The 20,232-nt window shown below is 72.9% G+C and carries 20 protein-coding genes; 10 read left to right on the plus strand and 10 right to left on the minus strand.

The genetic code is table 11. The features are described 5' to 3' along the window. Together D3A59_RS04205 and D3A59_RS04210 are read left to right on the plus strand one after the other, a co-directional pair. On the plus strand, nt 1-225 hold a 225-nt coding region (locus D3A59_RS04205), incomplete at its 5' end, for a HupE/UreJ family protein (protein WP_205665115.1). A gap of 223 nt (nt 226-448) precedes the next feature. Beyond that, on the plus strand, nt 449-913 hold the full coding sequence (locus D3A59_RS04210) for a putative zinc-binding protein (protein ID WP_119153652.1): 465 nt from the start codon (nt 449-451) through the stop codon (nt 911-913). A gap of 49 nt (nt 914-962) precedes the next feature. Here the strand turns inward: D3A59_RS04210 and D3A59_RS04220 are convergent, their stop codons facing one another. From D3A59_RS04220 to D3A59_RS04240, 5 genes are all read right to left on the minus strand, one after another. Then, a complete protein-coding gene (locus D3A59_RS04220) occupies nt 963-5,030 on the minus strand; it encodes an LAGLIDADG family homing endonuclease (protein ID WP_119153653.1) in 4,068 nt (1,355 codons plus the stop codon). A 230-nt stretch (nt 5,031-5,260) separates the two neighbouring features. Then, nucleotides 5,261-5,596, minus strand: a complete 336-nt coding sequence (locus D3A59_RS04225; protein ID WP_119153654.1) for a hypothetical protein — start codon at nt 5,594-5,596, stop codon at nt 5,261-5,263. Beyond that, on the minus strand, nt 5,583-5,990 hold the full coding sequence (locus D3A59_RS04230) for a phage holin family protein (RefSeq protein WP_119153655.1): 408 nt from the start codon (nt 5,988-5,990) through the stop codon (nt 5,583-5,585). Before D3A59_RS04230 ends, D3A59_RS04225 begins: the two co-directional genes overlap by 14 nt. 13 nt (nt 5,991-6,003) lie before the next feature. Further along, complete coding sequence (locus D3A59_RS04235) at nt 6,004-6,315, minus strand: ElaB/YgaM/YqjD family protein (RefSeq protein WP_119153656.1); 312 nt, start codon at nt 6,313-6,315, stop codon at nt 6,004-6,006. Nucleotides 6,316-6,603: 288 nt separating this feature from the next. Further along, nucleotides 6,604-7,371 (minus strand): Crp/Fnr family transcriptional regulator, encoded by a 768-nt coding sequence (locus D3A59_RS04240; protein ID WP_119153657.1) that lies wholly within the window; start codon nt 7,369-7,371, stop codon nt 6,604-6,606. Nucleotides 7,372-7,524: 153 nt separating this feature from the next. On the opposite strand from D3A59_RS04240, the gene D3A59_RS04245 reads away from it, so the two are divergent. Next, complete coding sequence (locus tag D3A59_RS04245; RefSeq protein WP_119153658.1) at nt 7,525-7,926, plus strand: SirB2 family protein; 402 nt, start codon at nt 7,525-7,527, stop codon at nt 7,924-7,926. Further along, entirely contained in the window at nt 7,926-8,474 is a 549-nt protein-coding gene (locus tag D3A59_RS04250) for a hemerythrin domain-containing protein (RefSeq protein WP_119153659.1), read from the plus strand. The genes D3A59_RS04245 and D3A59_RS04250 overlap by 1 nt, the downstream gene beginning before the upstream one ends. A 28-nt stretch (nt 8,475-8,502) precedes the next feature. Here the strand turns inward: D3A59_RS04250 and D3A59_RS04255 are convergent, their stop codons facing one another. Continuing rightward, nucleotides 8,503-9,705 carry a urate hydroxylase PuuD gene (locus tag D3A59_RS04255; protein WP_119153660.1) on the minus strand — a complete coding sequence of 401 codons (1,203 nt, stop codon included), beginning with the start codon at nt 9,703-9,705 and terminating at the stop codon, nt 8,503-8,505. Between the two features lie 482 nt (nt 9,706-10,187). Here D3A59_RS04255 and D3A59_RS04260 point away from each other — a divergent pair, with 482 nt between their 5' ends. The 6 genes from D3A59_RS04260 to D3A59_RS04285 all read left to right on the plus strand — a co-directional run bounded on the left by D3A59_RS04260 (nt 10,188) and on the right by D3A59_RS04285 (nt 16,534). Then, nucleotides 10,188-11,222: an ABC transporter substrate-binding protein gene (locus D3A59_RS04260; protein ID WP_119153661.1), complete on the plus strand. Its 1,035-nt coding sequence runs from the start codon at nt 10,188-10,190 to the stop codon at nt 11,220-11,222. A 113-nt stretch (nt 11,223-11,335) separates the two neighbouring features. Continuing rightward, nucleotides 11,336-12,151: an ABC transporter ATP-binding protein gene (locus D3A59_RS04265; RefSeq protein ID WP_119153662.1), complete on the plus strand. Its 816-nt coding sequence runs from the start codon at nt 11,336-11,338 to the stop codon at nt 12,149-12,151. Next, entirely contained in the window at nt 12,148-12,918 is a 771-nt protein-coding gene (locus tag D3A59_RS04270) for an ABC transporter permease (RefSeq protein WP_119153663.1), read from the plus strand. Before D3A59_RS04265 ends, D3A59_RS04270 begins: the two co-directional genes overlap by 4 nt. A 192-nt stretch (nt 12,919-13,110) precedes the next feature. Next, a complete protein-coding gene (locus D3A59_RS04275; protein ID WP_170162298.1) occupies nt 13,111-14,490 on the plus strand; it encodes a GGDEF domain-containing protein in 1,380 nt (459 codons plus the stop codon). 86 nt (nt 14,491-14,576) lie between these two features. Beyond that, the gene (locus D3A59_RS04280; RefSeq protein ID WP_119153665.1) at nt 14,577-15,983 is read left to right on the plus strand and encodes an amidohydrolase family protein; all 1,407 of its coding nucleotides are present in this window, start codon (nt 14,577-14,579) and stop codon (nt 15,981-15,983) included. A gap of 53 nt (nt 15,984-16,036) precedes the next feature. After that, complete coding sequence (locus D3A59_RS04285) at nt 16,037-16,534, plus strand: nucleoside deaminase (RefSeq protein ID WP_240635935.1); 498 nt, start codon at nt 16,037-16,039, stop codon at nt 16,532-16,534. A 34-nt stretch (nt 16,535-16,568) separates the two neighbouring features. On the opposite strand, the gene D3A59_RS04290 is transcribed toward D3A59_RS04285, so the two are convergent. The 4 genes from D3A59_RS04290 to D3A59_RS04305 form a co-directional block, all read right to left on the minus strand. After that, the gene (locus D3A59_RS04290; protein WP_119153666.1) at nt 16,569-17,231 is read right to left on the minus strand and encodes an ABC-type transport auxiliary lipoprotein family protein; all 663 of its coding nucleotides are present in this window, start codon (nt 17,229-17,231) and stop codon (nt 16,569-16,571) included. Between the two features lie 79 nt (nt 17,232-17,310). Further along, nucleotides 17,311-18,255, minus strand: coding sequence for an MlaD family protein (locus D3A59_RS04295; protein ID WP_119153667.1), 945 nt, complete (start codon nt 18,253-18,255; stop codon nt 17,311-17,313). 2 nt (nt 18,256-18,257) lie between these two features. Beyond that, nucleotides 18,258-19,061, minus strand: a complete 804-nt coding sequence (locus D3A59_RS04300) for an ABC transporter ATP-binding protein (protein ID WP_119153668.1) — start codon at nt 19,059-19,061, stop codon at nt 18,258-18,260. A 25-nt stretch (nt 19,062-19,086) separates the two neighbouring features. After that, a complete protein-coding gene (locus tag D3A59_RS04305) occupies nt 19,087-20,202 on the minus strand; it encodes an ABC transporter permease (protein ID WP_119153669.1) in 1,116 nt (371 codons plus the stop codon). Between the last annotated feature and the right edge of the window lie 30 nt (nt 20,203-20,232).

Here is a 20,232-nt window from a genome sequence, read left to right on the forward strand (position 1 = left end):
GGGCTCGAGCGCGGCGCGCTGGCGCTGCCGCTGCTCGGCTTCAACCTCGGCGTCGAGCTGGGCCAGTTGCTCGTCGTCGCGCTGCTGCTGCCGCTCGCCTTCCTTCTGCGCGAGACGCGCGCGTACCGGCTGGGCGCGGTGCGGCTGGGCTCGACGGCGATCGCGGCGCTGGCGGCGCTGTGGCTGGTGGAGCGGGCCTTCGACGTGAGCCTGCTGCCCGCCTGAGCCGCTGCGGCACGGTGGAACGGATGCGGCGCCCCGGTGACGAGCCCGGAGGCGGCGCGAGAGGCGCGTGCGAGGGCTGCACCGCTCGAGGGCAGCACCTGCTGGAAGCCCCGGCTCGGCCGGGAGCAGCGACGCGCGGATTCTTGCCTCGGAACAAGGTCAGGCCGTCCGGAAGTTCCTATCGTGGGTGCGGGCCTCGTCACCTTCGAAAACGGAACCCTCCATGACCGAACCCCTGCTGCCCCTCGTGTTCTCCTGCTCCGGCTGCTCGAACGTCGCGCAACTCGCCAACCGGTTCGCCGTGCGGCTCGACCGCGCGGGACTCGCCGAGATGTCCTGCATCGCCGGCATCGGCGGCGACGTGCCGAGCATCGTGCGCAAGGCCTTGCAGGCCGCCGAAGAAGGCCGGCCGGTGCTCGCGCTCGACGGCTGCGTGCTCGAGTGCACGCGCAACTGCCTGCTGCAGTCGGGCCTGCGGCCCACCGTGCATGTGCGGCTGCACGAGTGGGGCGTGCGCAAGGCCTACCACACCGACGTGCCGCCGGAGCAGGCGGAGCCGCTCTACGAGCGGCTCGTCGCCCAGGTGAGCTCGATGAGGACGACAGCCGGCGCCGCGCCGGCGGCCTCCCCGGGCTGCGGCAGCGCCGCGGACCGGCCCGCGGATCGCCGCTGCGCCGCCGGCGCCTGAGGCTCCCCAGCGGCGCGCCCCCCGCCCTGCCGGGGGGCTTGCACCGCGCTCAGCCGCACTGCCCCACGTAGCCGCAGGCGGTGCAGAAGTCGCAGCCGTCCTTCTGGATCATCGTGTCGTTGCCGCAGTCGGGGCAGCGCGCGCCCTGCATCAGTTGCGGCTGCGTCGTCGCGGCGGCGCGCTCGCGCGGGCGCTCGAGGATGCCCATCTCGCGCAGCGGGTAGCCCTTTTCGTCCAGCACGCCGAGCATCGCGTAGCGGTGGATGATCAGCCGCGCGAGGTAGGCCACCGTCGACGGCCAGGTCTGCTGGCGGCGCTCGCCGCGCTCGATGTCCGGCACGAAGGCCATGAAGTCACCGAGCGGCTCGGCGTAGTTCAGCAGCTTGCGCAGCTTCATGCCGATCCAGGCCGGGTCCATCACGCGCATGTCGAGCGACAGCAGCCGCGCCAGGCCGTCGAGCGCGCGCGGGTAGTTGCCCGACAGCCCCATCGAGTACGGGCGCGTGACGCTGCCGCCCTCGCCCCAGCCGTCGACGCCCTGCAGCGTGATCTCCTTGAGCGTGAGCGTGAAGCTCTCGCCGGTGCCGGGGTTCTCGACATCGACCGCCCACGCGAGCGTGCCGTCGGTGCCGGTGGTGGGCTCGTGCGGGCTGAACATCGCGTCGAGCACCGGGGTCGGGCCGCCCGCGTCGAGCGCGCCGAGCTGCTCGCATCGCCAGCGCACGACCTGCGCCAGCGCCGCGACCGCCCCGGGCACGCGGCGGCGCTCGCCGTGCGGCGGGAAGGGCATCTCGAAGCCGCGCTCCTCCGCCACCGTGGACAGGACCTCGAGCTTGCGGCGCAGCCAGGCGCTGTCGTTGGCGCGCATGTCCATCGACAGCGTCTTGGCCACCGCGCCGAGCCCGCGCGGCTGCTCGGTGCCGTTGACCCAGACCTCGAAGGGCAGCGGACGGCCCGGGCGCGGCGCGTCGCTCGCGAGGTCCATCGGCAGCTCGCCGACGAAGAGCGCGAAGGCGCCCGCCGGGTGCTCGACCATGAAGCTCCAGGCCATGTTGCCGCCGGGCAGCTCCGGGCGGCCCGGCCAGCGCAGCGAGGCCATCACCGGCGCGGGCAGCTGCGCGATCTCGAGCCGGCGGTTGAACTGCGGCAGCTCGAGCTGCTGCGGCTGCACGGCCGCGGCGGGCGTCGCCGGCGCCACCGACAGCACCGAGCCGAGCACGGTGTTGGGCCGGTAGGTCGCGAGGCCCTTGAGCCCGGCCTTCCAGGCCTCGGTGTAGAGCTCGCGGAAGTCCTCGAAGGGGTAGTCCGCCGGCACGTTGACGGTCTTGGAGATCGAGGTGTCGATGTACGGGGCGACCGCGGCGACCATGTCCTTGTGCGCGGCGGCGCTCATCTCGAGCGCGGTGACGAAGGCCGGCGGCAGCGGCGCGTCCGGCCCCTTCAGGTGGCGCCACAGCCGCCACGCGTGGTCCTCGACCGCGTGCTCCCGGAAGGTGCCGTCGGCCATGCGCTTCTTGCGCGTGTAGGTCCAGCTGAAGGCGGGCTCGATGCCGTTGGAGGCGTTGTCCGCGAAGGCGAGGCTGATCGTGCCGGTGGGCGCGATCGACAGCAGGTGCGAGTTGCGCAGGCCGTGCGCGCGGATGCGCTCCTTGAGCTCGGCCGGCAGGCGCGACGCGAAGCTGTTGCCGGCGAGGTACAGGTCGGCGTTGAAGAGCGGGAAGGCGCCGCGCTCGACGGCGAGGTCGACCGAGGCGTGGTAGGCCGCGTCGCGCATCGCCGCCGACAGGCGCGCCGCCATCGCGCGCGCCTCGGGCGTGTCGTAGCGCAGGTTCAGCATCACCAGCGCGTCGCCGAGGCCGGTGAAGCCGAGGCCGACGCGGCGCTTGCTGCGCGCCTCGTCCTGCTGCTGCGGCAGCGGCCAGTGCGTCACGTCGAGCACGTTGTCGAGCATGCGCACCGCGACCTTGCAGACCTCGGCGAAGCCCTCGAAGTCGAAGCCGGCGTCGGGCTCGAAGGGGCGCGTGACGAAGCGCGTCAGGTCCACCGAGCCGAGGCAGCAGCAGCCGTAGGGCGGCAGCGGCTGCTCGGCACAGTTGTGCACCACCAGGCCGTTGGCGTCGAAGGCGTGCACCTCGGCCACCGTGACGTCGTAGACCGGCTCGACGCCGCAGGGCTCGAGCGACGCGACGGTGGCGGTGAAGCGCTCGCGCGGCCCGGCCTCGCCGCTGCGGCCGCCGCCGCCGAGCAGCGCCGCGAGCCGCGCGGCCTTCGTGCCGTCCTCGAAGCCGATGCGCTCGGCGAAGACGCGCAGGTTGTCGCCGCCGACGACGAGCTCGTGCAGCCGGTGCGCGCCACTCGCGCCCGGCCCCGCGAGCGGCACGATGCGCGACGCGATGCCGAGCCGCAGCAGCAGGCGCTGCATCGCGCGCAGCAACTCCGTGTCGGTGCGCGCGAAGCGCACGCAGGCGCAGGAAGCGTCCCCGGGGCCCTGCACGCTGCCGTCCGCGTCGAACAGGCCGCGCAGCAGCCCGCTGCAGAAGTCGGACGAGGCCCCCTCCATCGCCGGCGTGATGGCGCGGCGCTCCGCGCGCAGGCCGAGCGCGAGCGCGAGCCGCCGAAGCGCCGCCGACTCCAGGCGGAACCCGGCGTGCCCGGCGCCGGCGTGTCGCCAGCCGGCGGCCTCGCCGCGGTGCGGCAGCAGCGCGAGCGCCTGCTCGGCCGCCTGCATCACGCCGTGCAGGCCCTCGTCGTCGTGGGCCGGCGCGCCGTTGGCGACCAGTCGCAGGCCCGGCGCGCGCAGCGACAGCACCGCCGCCTCGCCCCCGAGCCGGCCCTCGGCGAGCAGCAGCCCGAGCAGGTAGCCCTCGGCCTCGGTCAGCATGCCGTCCCAGCCGGCGAGTGCGCGGTGGTCGTGCAGAACGATCTCGTCGCCGGGACGCAGCTCGCCGGCCGGCGTCCAGGCGCTCTCGACCCGGTGGCGGGTCTTGCGCGTGACGCGCCGCACCGGGTGGTCGGCGGTCAGGCGCAGGCGCTGGCCCTCGTGCAGGCGCAGCTCGAACACCGGCTTCTCGCCGGTGGCGAAGAAGCCGTCGGACTCGGTCGGATAGGGCTTGCCGTCGACGATCGCCGTGAAGCGCCGCCCGACGAGCGAGGCCACCTGCCGCGCGCCGTCGGCCGTCATCACCCAGGTGTCGGCGGTGACGCAGGGGTTGGTGGCCTCGATCGTCTCGCAGTAGGAGAGGTTGTTGTCGCGGTTGATGCGGTCGAGGAACAGCACGCCGGGCTCGGCGTGGCCGTAGGTGGAGCGCATGATCTGGTCCCACAGCTCGCGTGCGCGCACGCGGCGGTAGACCCACAGGCCCGCGTCCTTGCCGCTGCCGCCCTTGCGGTAGGCGCCGGCCGCCTTCTGCCGCTCGCCCGGCTCGGCGCGGTGCACCAGCTCGATCTCGGCATCGGTCTCGACCGCGGCCATGAACGCATCGCTCACGCCCACCGAGATGTTGAAGTTGCTCAGCGCGCCGCTGTCCTTGGCGTGGATGAACTCCTCGATGTCCGGGTGGTCGCAGCGCAGCACGCCCATCTGCGCGCCGCGGCGCGCACCGGCGGACTCGACCGTCTCGCAGGAGCAGTCGAACACCTTCATGTAGCTCACCGGGCCGCTCGCGTGCGACTGCGTGCTGCGCACCCAGGCGCCGCGCGGGCGGATCGCGGAGAAGTCGTAGCCGACCCCGCCGCCGCGGCGCATCGTCTCGGCGGCCTCGCTGAGCGCGGTGTAGATGCCGGGGCGGCCGTCCTCGGGCAGCGCGATCGAGTCGCCCACCGGCTGCACGAAGCAGTTGATCAGCGTCGCGCTCAGCTCGGTCCCGGCCGCCGAGTTAATGCGCCCGGCCGGCACGAAACCGCGCTGCTGCGCGTCGAGGAAGCGCGCCTCCCACGCGGCACGCTGCGCCGGCGGCTCGGCGGCGGCGAGCGCGCGCGCGACGCGGCGGCGCACGTCGGTGACGCTGCCCTCCTCCCCCTTGGCGTATTTCTCGAGCAGCACCTCGCCGCTGATGGGCTGCGCAGGCAGCGTGGCCGCGCTCGCGTCACGGGCCGGATGCAGGGTTTCCTGGGTCATGCGTACTCCTCTCGGCGCCTTCGCGACGCCTGTGCATTGCATCGAAGGCGACAGGCTAGGCATCTGCCGGGAACGTGGGTTTGAGCGGCATCAGCCGCTCCCCCGGCATGAGCAGGGACCGTACCACGCGGCGGCAAGCGCCGCGCATCGGCCGGCCTCCGCGCGAGGAATCGGCGAGGCGGCACGGCACGGACGGCCGCGAGGAGGACGGGGCGCGGGCCGCGCCCCGCTCAGCGCCGCTGCAGCAGGACGCTGACGCGGCGCCAGAGCTGCCAGGCGCTGACCGCGCGCAGCAGCAGCTTGCCCATCGAGCGGCGCTGGCGCCAGGCGCCGGCGAGCAGCCCGCCGGCGGCGAGCCCGCCCGCCACGCGCGTGCCCTGCGGATGGCCGCGTGCCCAGTCCCGGAAGCCCGCGAACAGCGCGCGGGCGCGCTGCCAGCGCTGCCGCGCCCGCTGCACCGGCACGGCGGCGTCCGCGCACTGGCGCAGCAGCGTCTCGCGCAACTCGGCGCTGCGCAGGCGCAGGCGCTGCTTGCGCAGCGCGAGCTCGGTCTCACGGGCGCTCATGCAACCTCCGCAACGCCTCGGCGTCGGCGGCGAGCTCGGCGAGGCTGCCCGCCAGCAGCGGCGGCGCGTCCGCGAGCGGCCGGCGCGCCAGCCACAGCGCCGCGAGGCCGCCGGCGAGGAACAGCGAGCTCATCACGCCGAGCACCAGCAGCCGGTGGCTGTCCCACAGCAGCACCGTCAGGAACACCGCGAGGAAACCGAGCCCCATGCACAGCAGCAGCACCGCGGCCGTGCCCCAGCCGAGCACGGCCAGCAGCCGCAGCCGCCCCTCGTCGAGCTCGGTCGCGAGCAGCTCGAGGCGGGTGTGCAGCAGATCCAGCAGCGTGGCGCCGGCACCGCGCAGCGAAGCCCAGAAGCCGTCGCGCGGCGGCGCGGCGCCCTCGGCACGAGGCATCGGAGCGCGCCGTTCAGCGACGGCCGATCACCAGCCCGAGCAGCAGGCCGATGCCCGCGGCCGCGCCGATCGCCTTCCAGGGATGGTCGTGCACGTAGTCGTCGGTCACGTGCGCGGCGGCCTTCGCCTTGTGGACCACCGCGTCCTGCGCGTCGAGCAGGTTGTGCTTGGCCTGCGACAGCGTGGACTGCAGCTTGAAGCGCAGCTCGCTCATCTCGTCGCTCGCGCCGGACGCGGTGGCGCTGAGCAGCGCCTCGGCGTCGGACACCACGCGCTTGAGGTCGCCGACCAGGTTGTGGCGCTGTTCCATGCTCAAGTCAGACATTGCGTTCCCCTCTCCGTTTGAAAAATCTACACATGGCATAGGTTAGGCCCTGTGCCCCCGCTTCCGCCGGAAGTCCAGGGAAATCCAGGGTCTTCGGCGGCGTCGCCGCTGCAGGAGGCGAGTGCAGTGCAGCATCGCGAGGAAGCTGCGTCGCGCCTGCTGCCGGCGCAGCCGCCCTTCCGTGCCGGGAAGCCGCAGGCGGCAGGACACCCGGCCGGCCGGCAGGGCTCGCGGACCGCGAGGCCCGCCGGGACTCGTCCGTGCGGCTGTGCGGCGCGGCGCTGCGCCTCAGGACGCCGCGACGCGGCCGAGTTGCTCCACGTCAAGGATACGCACCGTGTAGCCCCTGACTTCGATCAAGTCCTTGTCGCTCAGGTGGCGCAGCACGCGCGAGAAGGTTTCCGGCGTGATCGCGAGCTGCGACGCGATCGAGCGCTTGCGCTCGCGCATCTCGACGACGGCGGTGCTGTGACCCGCAGACTCTCGGCGCAGCTCGGCGTGCTGCAGCAGCCAGGTGGCGCAGCGCGCCTCGGCGTCCTTCTGCATCAGTCCGAGCGTGCCCTCGGTCAGGTCTCGCACCCGGCCGGCGAGCACCGTCATCAGGCCGTGCGACAGCGTCGGGTGCGCCGCGACGCAGGGCAGCAGCCGCTCGAGCGGGAAGGCCCACAGCAGCGTCTCGCCCTTGGTCACCGCGTCCTCGATGTGCCCGCCGTGCAGCAGCGCGCTGGCCGCGTCGAGCCACTGCCCGGGCTCGGCCAGCCGGGTCTGCTGCGTCATGCGGCCGTCGTTGAGCGTGCCGAGCGCGACCTGCCCCGAGGCCACGAGCCACAGGTGCTGGGCCGTCTCGCGACGCTGGAACACCGGCGTGTTCGGCGGCAGCGCATGCTCGGTCGCCAGCAGCGCCAGCGCGTGCGCGGCGTCGCGCGGCACCCGCACCGGGCTCAGCGCGGCCTGCACGAGCGCGGTGCGGGCGTCCAGTGGAATGCTGCGTTCGGTCGCGGCATGCGCTGCCGGGCCCGACGGCCTTACCAATGGTCTGTCCAATACCGAGTTCAAGATCAGGTCTCCTCGCTGCGTTCCGGGGGGTTGGGGCCCTGCGACTCTCTCAGTCCGGGGCGAGCCGCGTATTGCGCTTTCTCAAAAATTGCAAAAGGTCAAGATTGACCTGCGTCAAGCAGGACGAAGCCCGCCGCCGGAAAATCGGCGCCGATGAGTTACGCCGCCTGGAAACACCTGCACGTGAGCGCCGTCGTGCTCAGCCTCGCGGGCTTCGTGCTGCGCGGCTGGTGGATGGCGAGCGGCTCGCCGATGCTCGGGCGGCGCTGGGTGCGCATCGTGCCGCACGTCGTCGACACGCTGCTGCTGGCGAGCGCGCTCGTGCTGCTGTCCTATTTCCTCGCCGCCGGGCTGCCGGCCTGGATCGTCGCGAAGATCGTCGGCCTGCTCGCCTACATCGCGCTCGGCACCGTCGCGCTCAGGCGCGGCCGCACGCGCGGGCTGCGCCTCGCCGCCTTCGCCGGCGCGCTGCTGGCGGCGGCCTACGTCGTCGGCGTGGCGCTGAGCAAGCACGTCGCCGGCCCGTTCGCGTTCGCGTTCGGCGCGGCATCCTGATGCTGCCGGGCTTCACCTCCCCGGCGGTCGGCTTCGACCAGCCCTTCGAGATGCTCGGCGCCTGCCACGAGCGGGTGCAGCGCAGCCTGCGGCTGCTCGCGCGGCTGATCGCGCACCTGCGCGAGAAGGGCTGCGACGCGGCGGCGCGCGATGCGGCGGCCGACGTGCTGCGCTACTTCGACGTGGCCGCGCCCCACCACCACGAGGACGAGGAGCGGCACGTGTTCCCGGTGCTGCTGGCGGCCGGCGACGCGGCGCTCGCCGACGCGGTGCGCCGCCTGCAGGCCGACCACGTCGAGATGACGCGGGCCTGGGCCGCGGCGCGCGAGCCGCTGCGGGCGCTCGCGTGCGGCGAAGCGACGGCCCTGGACGCCGACGAGGTGCGACGGCTGGAGCATTTCGGCGGCCTGTACGCGCAGCACATCCGCACCGAGGACGAGCAGGTCTATCCGGCCGCGCGCGCCCGGCTTGACGCCGCCGCGCTCGCCGCGATGGGCGGGGAGATGGCCGGGCGGCGCGGCGTGCGCCCTCCCGCACCGAAGCCCTGAGCACCGTCCCCGGCGCGGCGCCACGGCCTCACTGCAGCGGCGCGCCCGCCTCGAACCAGCGCCCGATCAGCCGGCGCTCCTCGTCCGTCATCTGCGTCGCGTTGTTCAGCGGCATCAGCTTCAGCACCACCGCCTGCTGGTGGATCGCCTGCGCTTGCCGGCCGATCAGCTCGGGCGTGTGCAGCGCGACGTTCTTGCTCTGCACCTGCGCGTTGTGACAGAGGGCGCAGCGCTGCTCGATCACCGCGCGCACCTCGGCGAAGGCCGGCGGCGCGACAGTCCCGGCAGCGGCACCGGCCGCACGGGGCGCGGGCGCGAGCCAGACCGCGACGCCGACCAGCAGCGCGACGCCCGCCAGCGCCCAGCCCCAGGGCGCCGGACGGCCGGCCACCGCGGTCTTGTGGCGCGCGACGAAGAAGTGCCGGATCAGCGCGCCCGCGAGCATCAGCAGCACCAGCACCAGCCAGTTGTGCGGCGCCTGGTAGAGGAAGCCGTAGTGGTTCGAGATCATCGTGAACAGCACCGGCAGCGTGAAGTAGGTGTTGTGCACGCTGCGCTGCTTGCCGCGGCGGCCGTGCACCGGGTCGACCGGCTGGCCCGCCTTCATCTGCGCGATCACCTTGCGCTGGCCCGGGATGATCCAGAAGAACACGTTGGCGCTCATCGCGGTGGCCATCATCGCGCCGACGAGCAGGAAGGCGGCGCGCCCGGCGAAGAGCTGGCAGGCGAGCCAGGACGAGAACACCACCACGGCGAACACCAGCGCGCCGACGATGGCATCGCCGTTCTTCCTCTCGCCGAGGAAGCGGCAGATCGCGTCGTAGACGAGCCAGAACGCGACGAGGAAGCCGAGCGCGGCATGCACGGCGGCGACCGGTGGCCAGTCGAACACGCTGCGGTCGACCAGGAAGCTGCCGGCCTGGAACAGGTAGAGCACCGTGAACAGCGCGAAGCCGGTCAGCCAGGTCGAGTAGCTCTCCCAGTAGAACCAGTGCAGGTGCGCCGGCAGCTTCGGCGGCGCGCCGAGGTACTTGGTCGGGTGGTAGAAGCCGCCGCCGTGCACCGCCCACAGCTCGCCCCCGACGCCGCGCGTGCGCAGGGCCGGGTCCTCGGGCGGCGTGAGGCTGTTGTCGAGCCAGACGAAGTAGAAGGAAGAGCCGATCCACGCGATCGCGACGATCACGTGCGCCCAGCGCAGCAGCAGGTTGGCCCAGTCGAGCAGGTAGTCCATCGCGGGTTCCGGGGCGCGGCGGCGGCGCCGCGCCAAGCAAGACACCCCTTACCACGGCGGGCTCTGTAAGGAGGGGACATCGCAGACCGGGGCGAGGCGCATCCCGGGCACCGCGGCGACGTGGAGAGAAAGTGTATACAGATTCACAGCGCGGTAGTGCGCGAGCGCCCTGCCGAAGCGGGGAAGCAACTCCGAGAGCCTTCGGGCCTCCCCCTCCAGGACTCACAGGAAAGCCCCAAATCGGTGCGTCGCCTGCACAATATTTGTGCACAACTGGCCCGCCTATGAGCCGATCTGCAACAGATTGAACGAATTGCCGGAAGTTGTCTGCAAAGCCGCGGGGCTTGGCGCAGGAAGGAAGGTACGCTGCCGGGCAGGACCGCGGCAGGAGGTCACGGCAGCGAGCACCTGCGGGGACAGCTGGCATGCAAAGTGTATACACCGCCGCATCTGCCCGATCCCGAATAACGAAAGGACTCCCGATGAACAAGCGCTCCCTCCTGAAAGCCGTCGCCGCGCTCGCCGCGGGTGCCGCGCTGGGCACCGCCCACGCGCAGGAAACCCCGATCCGATTCCAGCTCGACTGGCGCTTCGAGGGCCCGAGCGCCTTCTTCCTGCAGCCGGCCGCCAAGGGCTACTACAAGGCCGAGAAGCTCAACGTCACGATCGACGCCGGCAACGGCTCGGGCAACGCGGTCAACCGCGTCGCGTCCGGCACCTACGACATGGGCTTCGCGGACCTCGCGGCGCTGATGGAGTTCCACGCCAACAACCCGACCGCGCCGAACAAGCCCGTGGCGGTGATGATGGTCTACAACAACACGCCGGCGGCCGTGTTCTCGCTGAAGAAGACCGGCATCAAGAGCCCGGCGGACCTCGCCGGCAAGAAGCTCGGCGCGCCGGTGTTCGACGCCGGCCGCCGCGCCTTCCCCGTCTTCGCCAAGGCCAACAAGGTCGGCGACGTGACCTGGACCAGCATGGACCCGCCGCTGCGCGAGACGATGCTGATGCGCGGCGACGTCGACGCGATCACCGGCTTCTACTTCACGTCGCTGCTGAACCTCGAGGCGCGCGGCGTCAAGCCCGAGGACGTCAACGTGATGCTCTACCCGCAGCACGGCGTCAAGTTCTACGGCAACGCGATCATCGTCTCCGAGGACTTCCTGAAGAAGAACCCGGAGGCGGTGCGCGGCTTCCTGCGCGCCTTCACGAAGGGCGCCAAGGAGGTGATGGCCGACCCGAAGGGCGTGATCGCGGTGGTCAAGGAGCGTGACGGCCTCGTCAACGCCGCGCTCGAGGAGCGCCGCCTGCGGCTGTCGATCGACTCGGCCATCGCCACGGCCGACGCGCGCAGCGAGGGCTTCGGCAACGTCAGCGCGCCGCGCCTGGCGCTGATGGCGAGCCAGGTGGCCGACGCCTACGCGACCAAGGGCCGCGTCGACCCGGCGGCGATCTGGAACGGCAGCTTCCTGCCGACTGCCGCCGAGCGCAACGTGCTGCCCGCAGCGCGCCCCTGAGCGCGCCCGGCGCCGCCCCCGCGGGGGCGGCGGCCCGCCCGCCGCCCGCCCCCGCCTGCAGTACCCCAACCCCGAACCGCCTCGCCCGCACGGCGGGCGGTCAAGCCCACGCCATGTCAGCTTTCGTCGATTTCGACCGCGTCTGGCTCGCCTACAACGACGAGCTGCTCGCGAACAACCAGTTTGCGGTGGAGGACATCAGCCTGAAGGTCCAGGAGGGCGAGTTCATCGCCATCGTCGGTCCCTCGGGCTGCGGCAAGTCCACCTTCATGAAGCTCGCCACCGGCCTGAAGAAGCCCAGCCGGGGCACCGTCATCATCGGCGGCCAGGAGGTCACCGGGCCGCTCAAGATCACCGGCATGGCCTTCCAGGCGCCGTCGCTGCTGCCGTGGCGCACCACGCTCGACAACGTGCTGCTGCCGCTGGAGATCGTCGAGCCCTACCGCTCGAGCTTCAAGGCCAGGAAGGCCGAGTACCGCGACAAGGCGCGCGCGCTGCTCGCCAGCGTCGGCCTCGGCGGCTACGAGGACAAGTACCCCTGGCAGCTCTCGGGCGGCATGCAGCAGCGCGCCAGCATCTGCCGCGCGCTGATCCACGAGCCCAGGATGCTGCTGCTCGACGAGCCCTTCGGCGCGCTCGACGCCTTCACGCGCGAGGAGCTGTGGTGCACGCTGCGCGACCTGCAGGCGGCGCAGAAGTTCAACGTCATCCTCGTCACGCACGACCTGCGCGAGAGCGTCTTCCTCGCCGACACGGTCTACGTGATGAGCCGCAGCCCCGGCCGCTTCGTGGTGCGGCGCGAGATCGACCTGCCGCGCCCGCGCGACCTGGAAGTCACCTACACCCCCGCCTTCAGCGACATCGTGCACGAGCTGCGCGGCCACATCGGCGCGATTCGCAAGACCGGCAACGCGGAGATCGCGCAATGACGAAGAACAAGCAGATGGAGCGCTGGTCGCCGTGGCTGCTGCTGCTGGCGATCCTCGCGGTCTGGCAGGCGGTGTGCAGCGGCTTCGGCGTCTCGGAGTTCATCTTCCCGAGCCCGCTGCGCATCTGGGAGCAGTTCCTCGAGTACCGCGGCGAGATCCTCAAGCACTCCTGGCGCACCTTCTGGGTGACGATGCTCGGCTTCGGCCTGGCGATCGTCGTCGGCGTGCTGCTCGGCTTCGTCGTCGGCAGCTCGCGGCTCGCCTACGCGGCGATGTACCCGCTGATGACCGGCTTCAACGCGCTGCCCAAGGCCGCCTTCGTGCCGATCCTCGTCGTGTGGTTCGGCATCGGCGCCGGCCCGGCGGTGCTGACCGCCTTCCTGATCTCCTTCTTCCCGATCACGGTCAACATCGCCACGGGCCTCGCGACGCTCGAGCCCGAGCTCGAGGACGTGCTGCGCGTGCTGGGCGCGCGCCGCTGGGACGTGCTGATGAAGGTCGGCCTGCCACGCTCGATGCCGCACTTCTACGGCTCGCTGAAGGTCGCGATCACGCTCGCCTTCGTCGGCACCACCGTCTCCGAGATGAACGCCTCCAACGAGGGCATCGGCTACCTGCTGGTGTCGGCGGGCTCGTCGATGCAGATGGGCCTGGCCTTCGCCGGGCTGGTGGCGGTGGGCATCATGGCGATGGCGATGTACGAGTTCTTCGCGCTCGTCGAGAAGCGCACCACCGCCTGGGCGCACCGCGGCTCGCAGGCCGCCTGAAGCCGCCGCAAGCCCCCCGCTGCCGGCGGGCACCGCGTCCGCCACCGAGAATGGGGCGGCGGACGCGGGCGCGGAACTTGCCCGCGCGAACCGGAGGGGAGGCTTCAGGATGAGGTGGCGCAACGAGCACGAATGCCGGGATCGACCGGCCGGCGATCGCCGTCACCCGGGCCTGTCGACACGGCGAGGCCGATGAAGCCGGTCGGGACCTGGCTCGCCGAGGAGCCGGTGGTCGGCCCGGTGCAGCGCGGGCTCGCCACCATCCTGTGCGCGGTGCTGCTGCTGTCGGCGGCCTTCCTGACGCCGCACGCCGACCGGCCGCTGCCGCCGCTGCCGGGCTACATGACCGCCTTCTGCGCGGCGATGCTGGTGACCAACCTGCTGCTGGCCCTGCTGCTCTACAGCCGCGGCCACACCGAGGAGGACCCGGCCACGGTGCAGCTCGGCAGCGCCTACTTCTTCGTCGCGGCGATCTTCCTGCCGCTGGCGGCGGTGTTCCCGGACGCGATCGTGAACGGCTCGCTGCTCGGCACGCCGGCGAGCGCGGTCTGGGTCTGGTCGTTCTGGCACGCGGGCTTCGGGCTGGCGATCCTGCGCTATGCGCTGCGCGTGCGCCAGCCGCGCGGCGGCCCGACGCGGCTCGGGCGCGAGGTGCTCGCGGTGCTCGTGCTGGTCGCGCTGGCCACCGCGCTGTCGACGGTCTGGATGGAGCTGCTGCCGCCGGTGTTCGTCAACGGCCGCACCTTCTTCTCCGGTCCCGTCGAAGCGCTGCCCTGGGTGCTGCTGCTAATCGACGTGATTGCGCTGCTCGCCGTGGCGCGGCTGAAGGACCCGACGCCCGAGCAGCTCTGGCTCACCGTCGGCATGGCGGCCGCCTGCTTCGACGTCTGGCTCACCTTTCTCGGCAGCGACCGCTTCTCCCTCGGCTGGTACGTGGCCAAGCAGGGCAGCCTGTTCACGACGATGGCGGTGCTGCTGTCCTTCCTGCATGCGCTGGCGGTGCTCTACCGCCGGGTCTCGACCGCCAACCTGCTGCTCGCGCGCCTGGTCAACCAGGACGGGCTGACCGGCCTCGCCAACCGGCGCCGCTTCGATGAGGCGCTGGAGAACGAGTGGCGGCGCGCGCGGCGCGAGCGCCGCCCGCTGTCGCTGCTGATGCTCGACGTGGACCTGTTCAAGCGCTACAACGACCGCTACGGCCACCTCGGCGGCGACGAGTGCCTGAAGACGGTGGCCGAGGTGATCGCGCACTGCGTGCACCGGCCGGCCGACGTCGCGGCGCGCTACGGCGGCGAGGAGTTCGCGGTGATCCTGCCCGGCACGCCGCTGGCCGGCGCCTTCGAGCTCGCGCACCGCATCCGCGAGCGGCTGGCCGCCCAGGCCCTCCCGCATGCCGACGCGCCGCTCGGCCGCGTGACGGTGAGCATCGGCGTCGCGAGCCTGGTGCCGACCGGGCAGGACGCCGAGCAGCTGGTGCGGCTCGCGGACGCGGCGCTCTACCGCGCCAAGGCCGAGGGGCGCGACCGCGTGTGCGGCTCCGACCGCGCGAGCCCGGCGGCGCAATCGGCCTGAGAAGACGTGCGCGACCGCCCTGCCGGGCCGACAATCCGTGCAAGGTCCGGGCCAGGGGGCCCGCCACCTCCCGGGACACGACCGCCATGACCTCCGACACCTCCGCCCTGCTGATCCGCAACGCCGCGGCCCTCGTCACCGGCCTGCCCGGCGCCGCGATGCGCCACGACGTCGCCGCCCTTGGCGGCGACCTCCGCATCCGCGCGGGCAGCATCGAGGCCATCGGCCGGCTCGCGCCGCAGGCGGGCGAGCGCGTGATCGACGCGAGCGACTGCGTCGTGATGCCGGGCTGGGTCAACACCCACCACCACCTGTTCCAGAGCCTGCTCAAGGGCATCCCGGCCGGCATCGACCAGCCGCTGCCGGGCTGGCTCGCGGCGGTGCCCGACACCTTCCGGCGGCATTTCGACCAGGAGGCGCTGCTGCGGCTGGCGGCGCGCGTCGGCCTGGTCGAGCTGCTGCTGTCGGGCTGCACCACCGTCGCCGACCACCAGTACCACTACGGCCCGGGCCTGCCCTTCGACGTCTCGGCGGCGCTGTTCGACGAGGCCGCTCGGCTCGGCCTGCGCCTCGTGCTGTGCCGTGGCACGCAGACGCGGCGCGAGGACGAAGTCGAGGCGGCCGACACGCCGCCCGCCTGCCGGCCCGAGACGCTGGATCAGTTCCTCGCCTCGCTGGAGCACGACGTGCGGCGCTTCCACGACCCCGCGCCGCGCGCGATGCGGCGGCTGGTGAGCGCGCCCACCACGCCGAACTGGTCGGTGCCCAAGGAGCACCTGAAGCCGATCGCGCGCGAGGCGCGGCGCCTCGGGCTGCGGCTGCACAGTCACCTGTCGGAGACGGCCGACTACGTGAAGTGGGCGCGCGAGGTCCACGGCTGCACGCCGCTGGAGTTCGTCGAGCGCCACGAATGGGTCGGCCCGGACGTCTGGTACGCGCACATGGTGCACCTGAGCGACGCGGAGATCGCGCGCTGCGCCGAGACCGGCACCGGCACCGCGCACTGCCCGCAGAGCAACGCGCGGCTCGGCTCGGGCGTCGCGCCGGTGCCCAGGCTGCTCGCCGCCGGCGCGCCGGTGTCGCTGGCGGTGGACGGCGCGGCGTCGAACGAGGCGGCCGACATGCTCAGCGAGGCACATGCCGCCTGGCTCGTGCACCGAGCGGTCGGCGGCGCGGGCGCCATCACGGCCGAGCAGGTGATCGGCATCGGCACCGCCGGCGGCGGCCGCATGCTGGGGCTCGACGTCGGCACGCTCGCGCCCGGGGCGGCCGCCGACCTCGCGATCTACCGGCTCGACCGCCCGGGCCATTTCGGCCTGCACGACCCGGCGATGGCGCCAGTGCTCACGGGCGCCGCCACCCGCGTGCAGACCGTCGTCGTGCAGGGCCGCGTCGTGGTCGACGGCGGCGCGATCCCCGGGCTGGATCTGGACGAGCTGCGCCGCGACGCGGCGCGGGCGGTGCGGGCGCTGCAGGCGGCCGCCCGGACGTGAACGCGCCCCCGCCGCCCTGCCCTCCCTCCACCGGACACGAAGAGGACCTCCCGATGAGCTTCCGCCACCCCGACCCGACGCCCGCGCAGATGCAGCGCCTGCTGCGCCGCGCCAACGAGGTCGCGCGCCGCGCGATGTCGCTCGGCCGCCATCCCTTCGGCGCGATCCTGGTCGCGCCGGACCACGAGACGGTGCTCGCCGAGCAGGGCAACGTGGACAGCGTCAACCACGCCGAGGCGGTGCTGGCGCGCAACGCGGTGTCGAACCACGGCGCCGACTTCCTGTGGGACTGCACGCTCGTCACGACGGTCGAGCCCTGCTGCATGTGCGCCGGCACCCAGTACTGGGCGCACATCGGGCGGCTGGTCTACGGCATGAGCGAGCGGCGGCTGCTCGAGCTCACCGGCAACCACGCCGAGAACCCGACGCTCGACCTGCCCTGCCGCGAGGTGTTCGCGCGCGGCCAGAAGGCGGTGCGCGTCTGGGGACCGGTGAGCGAGGTCGAGGACGAGATCGCCGCGCTGCACCGCGACTTCTGGCGCACGCGCTGATCCGCCAGGAAGCGCGGCGCGCACGGCCGCCGGCTCAGCCCTTCTTCTGCGGCAGCTCGCGGCCTTCCCGCAGCGTCCAGACGACGAGCTGCGGGATCAGCACGCTCAGCGCGTGCTCGAAGGCCGGCAGCGCGGCCTGCGCCGTCTCGCCGAGCGCCGGCACCTCGACCACGAAGGGCTGGGCGTCGAGCACGCGGCCGCTGCGCGGGTCGAGCAGCCGGGCATGCAGCCGGACCGCGGCGCGCGCGGCGCCTCCGGCGTTCTCGATCTGGAAGTCGTGCAGGTCCATCGCCAGCGCGACGTCCGGGCTCAGCCCGGACGCGGGCGTGCCGACACCGATGATGCGCCCCGAGTTCTCGAAGCCGCGCACCACCAGGCTGCGCAGCAGCAGCGGCACCGGCTCGGGCCAGCGCGCATCCGGGTAGACCTTCACCACTCCCGCGACCGGCATCACCGCGATGTGCGTGCTGTCGAGCAGGTCGCTGGCCGAGGGCGTGTCCACCATCAGCTGCCAGCGCACCGGCGCCCCGGAGATCGCCGGCAGCACCGGCCGCGGCTGCAGCACCGCGAAAGGCTGGCGGCCGAGCGCCTGGCAGCCGCCGAGCGCGGCGAGCGGCAGCAGCGCGAGCGCGCCCGCCAGCCGGCGGCGCGTCGGCGCGGGACGGCTCGCCGCATTCCCGAAAGTCCTTGTCGTCATCGTCTCAGGCCCTCCTTGCCCGCACATCGACCGCCGCGGCCCGTCCTGGCGCATGCGTCGGCATGTCTCCTCTTCTCGCTCATTTGGGTCGGTACTCCTCCGGCCGGTCGCGGCCGAACAGCAGGTTGTCCGAGGCGCTGAGCCGGTCGCCCAGCTGGCGCACCACGCGCATCGTGTCGCGCAACTCGGACATCGCCGGCCCGAGCTGCCGCAGCCCCTGCTGCGCGGCGCTGTCGATCGCCCCGCGATTGTTCTCGATCAGCTGCTCGGCGGACGCCGCGACGCGCTCGAGCGAGGCCACCGAGCGCTCGGTGGTCGCCACGAGCCGCGTGATGTCCTCGCGCAGCAGCCGGTCGGTGGTGCCGGTGATGCGGTTGAGCGTCGCGAGCGTGGTGCGCATCTCGGCGGTCGCCGCCGAGAGCTGGCGCATCGTGGCGCCGAGCTCGTCGCGCTCGCCGGCCACCGTCGACGCCACCGCCTCGACATGCTCGAGCGTGCGCGAGACGCGATCCACGTTCTCGCGCGACAGCAGCTCGCCCAGCCGCAGCAGCGCCTGGTTGACGCTCAGCGCGATGTCCTCGCCCGAGTTCAGCAGCTTCGACAGCGCCGACGGGTCGGCGACGATCACCGGCACCTCCTTGGGGCTGCGGGCGGCCAGCAGCGGGCTCTGCGGCGAGCCGCCGGTGAGCTGGATGAAGGCGACGCCGGTGACGCCGAGCAGCGCCAGCCGTGCGCGCGTGTCGGTCTTGACCGGCGTGTCGCCGTCGAGGCGCACGCGCGCGACCACCTTGCGCGGGTCGTCCGCGGCGAGCTTCAGGCCCTCGACCTCGCCGACGGTGATGCCGTTGTACTGGACCATGCCGCCCCTGGACAGGCCGGTGACCGCCTCGGTGAACACGACGTCGTAGTGGTCGAAGCCGCGGTCGGCGTAGGCGCGCGTCAGCCACAGCACGAAGCCGAGGGCGAGCACCGCCACGCCGAGCGCGAAGGCGCCGATCACGACATGGTGGGCGCGTGTTTCCATGCTCAGATTGTCCCTGCAGTGGCGGGCGCGCCGAGCGCGGACTGCGCTGCCGCACGCCCGCGGGGACCCTGGAAGTACTCGCGCACCCAGGGGTCGTCGTGACGCTCGACGCGCGCCACCGTGTCGGCCACGAGCATGCGCCGCTGCGCGAGCACCGCGACGCGGTCGCAGACGGTGTAGATCGTGTCGAGGTCGTGCGTGACGATGAAGACCGTGACGCCGAGGCTGTCGCGCAGCGTGCGCACGAGCCGGTCGAAGGCGGCCGCGCCGATCGGGTCGAGCCCGGCGGTGGGCTCGTCGAGGAACAGCAGCTCGGGGTCGAGCGCCAGCGCGCGCGCCAGCGCCGCGCGCTTGACCATGCCGCCCGACAGCTGCGAGGGCAGCTTGCCGGCGGCCGCGGCCGGCAGGCCTGCGAGCGCGATCTTCAGCCCCGCGAGCCGCTCCAGCCAGGCCTCGGACAGGCGGTGGTGCTCGCGCAGCGGCACCATCACGTTCTCGGCCACCGTCAGCGACGAGAACAGCGCGCCGTTCTGGAACAGCACGCCGCAGCGCCGCTGCAGCGCCGCGCGTTCCGCGTCGCGGCGGCCGAGCACCTCCTCGCCGAAGACGCGGATGCTGCCGCCCGCCGGCTCGTTGAGCCCGACGATCGAGCGCATCAGCACCGACTTGCCGGTGCCCGAGCCGCCGACGACGCCCAGGATCTCGCCGCGGCGCACGTCGAGGTCCAGCCCCTCGTGCACCACCTGCGAGCCGAAGCGGTTGTGCAGGCCCCGCACCTCGATGATGTGGTCCGCGGGCCCGCTCACGGCTGCCTCCCCCGGCGCGGCGCCCTCATATGTCGAGCTCCAGGTAGAAGAGCGCGGCGAGCGCGTCGACCAGGATCACCGTGAAGATCGACTGCACGACGCTCGAGGTGGTGTGCGCACCGACCGACTCGGCGCTGCCCGAGACCTTGAAGCCCTCCAGACAGCCGATCGACGCGATCAGGAAGGCGAACACCGGCGCCTTGCTCATGCCGACCCAGAAGTGGTCGATCACGGTGGTGGCCTGGAAGCGCGAGACGAACAGCGCCGGCGAGATGTCGAGCGCGAGCATGCCGACGATCGCGCCGCCGAACACGCCCGCCATCATCGCGATGAAGGTCAGCAGCGGCATCGCGACGAGCAGCGCGAGCACGCGCGGCAGCGCCAGCACCTCGATCGGCGACAGGCCGAGCGTGCGGATCGCGTCGACCTCCTCGCGCGCCTTCATCGAGCCGATCTGCGCGGTGAAGGCGCTGCCGGAGCGCCCCGCGACCATGATCGCGGTCAGCAGCACGCCGAACTCGCGCAGGAAGGAGATGCCGAGCAGCTCGACCGTGAACACGGTGGCGCCGAACTCGCGCAGCACCGTCGCGCCGAGGAAGGCCACCACCGCGCCGATCGAGAAGCTCAGCAGCGCGACGATCGGCACCGCGTCGAGCCCGGCCTGCTCGATGTGGAACACGAGCGAGGTCACGCGCCAGCGGCGCGGCCGCGGCAGCGTGCGCGCGAGCGCCGAGAGGATCAGCCCGACGAAGCCGAGCAGCGCGAGCGTGTCGCGCACGAAGGTCGCCACCGCGCGGCCGGCATGGGCCAGCACGTCGGCAAGGCCGTTGGTCGGCGCGGCATGCGCGGGCGGCGTTTCGCCGGCGCGCGCCACCGCCGCGAGCAGCGCGCGCTGCGGCTCGCTCCACGAGCCGTCGGCGCCCTCGGGCGAGGCGCCGAGCTCGAGCAGCAGGCTCGCGCCGGCGGTGTCGAGGCGGCCGAGGCCGCGCGCGTCGATCGCCCGCGCCCCCGCGTCGCCCGGGGCGAGCGCGCGTGCCGCGCCGAGCAGCCGCGGCAGGTGGTCGAGCGTCCAGTCGCCGGCGACCACGAGCCGGTCGCCCGCGGCGCCGCGCTCGAGGCGGAGACTTCCGGGTTCGGACATCCGGTTAGCCTACCGCATTCGGCGTGCCGG

Source organism: Caldimonas tepidiphila (assembly GCF_003569765.1).
In the GTDB taxonomy this organism is placed as follows: Bacteria; Pseudomonadota; Gammaproteobacteria; order Burkholderiales; family Burkholderiaceae_C; genus Caldimonas; species Caldimonas tepidiphila.

What these genes read in the sequence shown, in the direction of transcription:
- D3A59_RS04210 (WP_119153652.1), top strand. Translation starts at nt 449, where the DNA reads ATGACCGAACCCCTGCTGCCCCTCGTGTTCTCCTGCTCCGGCTGCTCG.
- D3A59_RS04220 (WP_119153653.1), bottom strand. Translation starts at nt 5,030, where the DNA reads ATGACCCAGGAAACCCTGCATCCGGCCCGTGACGCGAGCGCGGCCACG.
- D3A59_RS04225 (WP_119153654.1), bottom strand. Translation starts at nt 5,596, where the DNA reads ATGAGCGCCCGTGAGACCGAGCTCGCGCTGCGCAAGCAGCGCCTGCGC.
- D3A59_RS04230 (WP_119153655.1), bottom strand. Translation starts at nt 5,990, where the DNA reads ATGCCTCGTGCCGAGGGCGCCGCGCCGCCGCGCGACGGCTTCTGGGCT.
- D3A59_RS04235 (WP_119153656.1), bottom strand. Translation starts at nt 6,315, where the DNA reads ATGTCTGACTTGAGCATGGAACAGCGCCACAACCTGGTCGGCGACCTC.
- D3A59_RS04245 (WP_119153658.1), top strand. Translation starts at nt 7,525, where the DNA reads ATGAGTTACGCCGCCTGGAAACACCTGCACGTGAGCGCCGTCGTGCTC.
- D3A59_RS04250 (WP_119153659.1), top strand. Translation starts at nt 7,926, where the DNA reads ATGCTGCCGGGCTTCACCTCCCCGGCGGTCGGCTTCGACCAGCCCTTC.
- D3A59_RS04255 (WP_119153660.1), bottom strand. Translation starts at nt 9,705, where the DNA reads ATGGACTACCTGCTCGACTGGGCCAACCTGCTGCTGCGCTGGGCGCAC.
- D3A59_RS04260 (WP_119153661.1), top strand. Translation starts at nt 10,188, where the DNA reads ATGAACAAGCGCTCCCTCCTGAAAGCCGTCGCCGCGCTCGCCGCGGGT.
- D3A59_RS04265 (WP_119153662.1), top strand. Translation starts at nt 11,336, where the DNA reads ATGTCAGCTTTCGTCGATTTCGACCGCGTCTGGCTCGCCTACAACGAC.
- D3A59_RS04270 (WP_119153663.1), top strand. Translation starts at nt 12,148, where the DNA reads ATGACGAAGAACAAGCAGATGGAGCGCTGGTCGCCGTGGCTGCTGCTG.
- D3A59_RS04275 (WP_170162298.1), top strand. Translation starts at nt 13,111, where the DNA reads ATGAAGCCGGTCGGGACCTGGCTCGCCGAGGAGCCGGTGGTCGGCCCG.
- D3A59_RS04280 (WP_119153665.1), top strand. Translation starts at nt 14,577, where the DNA reads ATGACCTCCGACACCTCCGCCCTGCTGATCCGCAACGCCGCGGCCCTC.
- D3A59_RS04285 (WP_240635935.1), top strand. Translation starts at nt 16,037, where the DNA reads ATGAGCTTCCGCCACCCCGACCCGACGCCCGCGCAGATGCAGCGCCTG.
- D3A59_RS04290 (WP_119153666.1), bottom strand. Translation starts at nt 17,231, where the DNA reads ATGACGACAAGGACTTTCGGGAATGCGGCGAGCCGTCCCGCGCCGACG.
- D3A59_RS04295 (WP_119153667.1), bottom strand. Translation starts at nt 18,255, where the DNA reads ATGGAAACACGCGCCCACCATGTCGTGATCGGCGCCTTCGCGCTCGGC.
- D3A59_RS04305 (WP_119153669.1), bottom strand. Translation starts at nt 20,202, where the DNA reads ATGTCCGAACCCGGAAGTCTCCGCCTCGAGCGCGGCGCCGCGGGCGAC.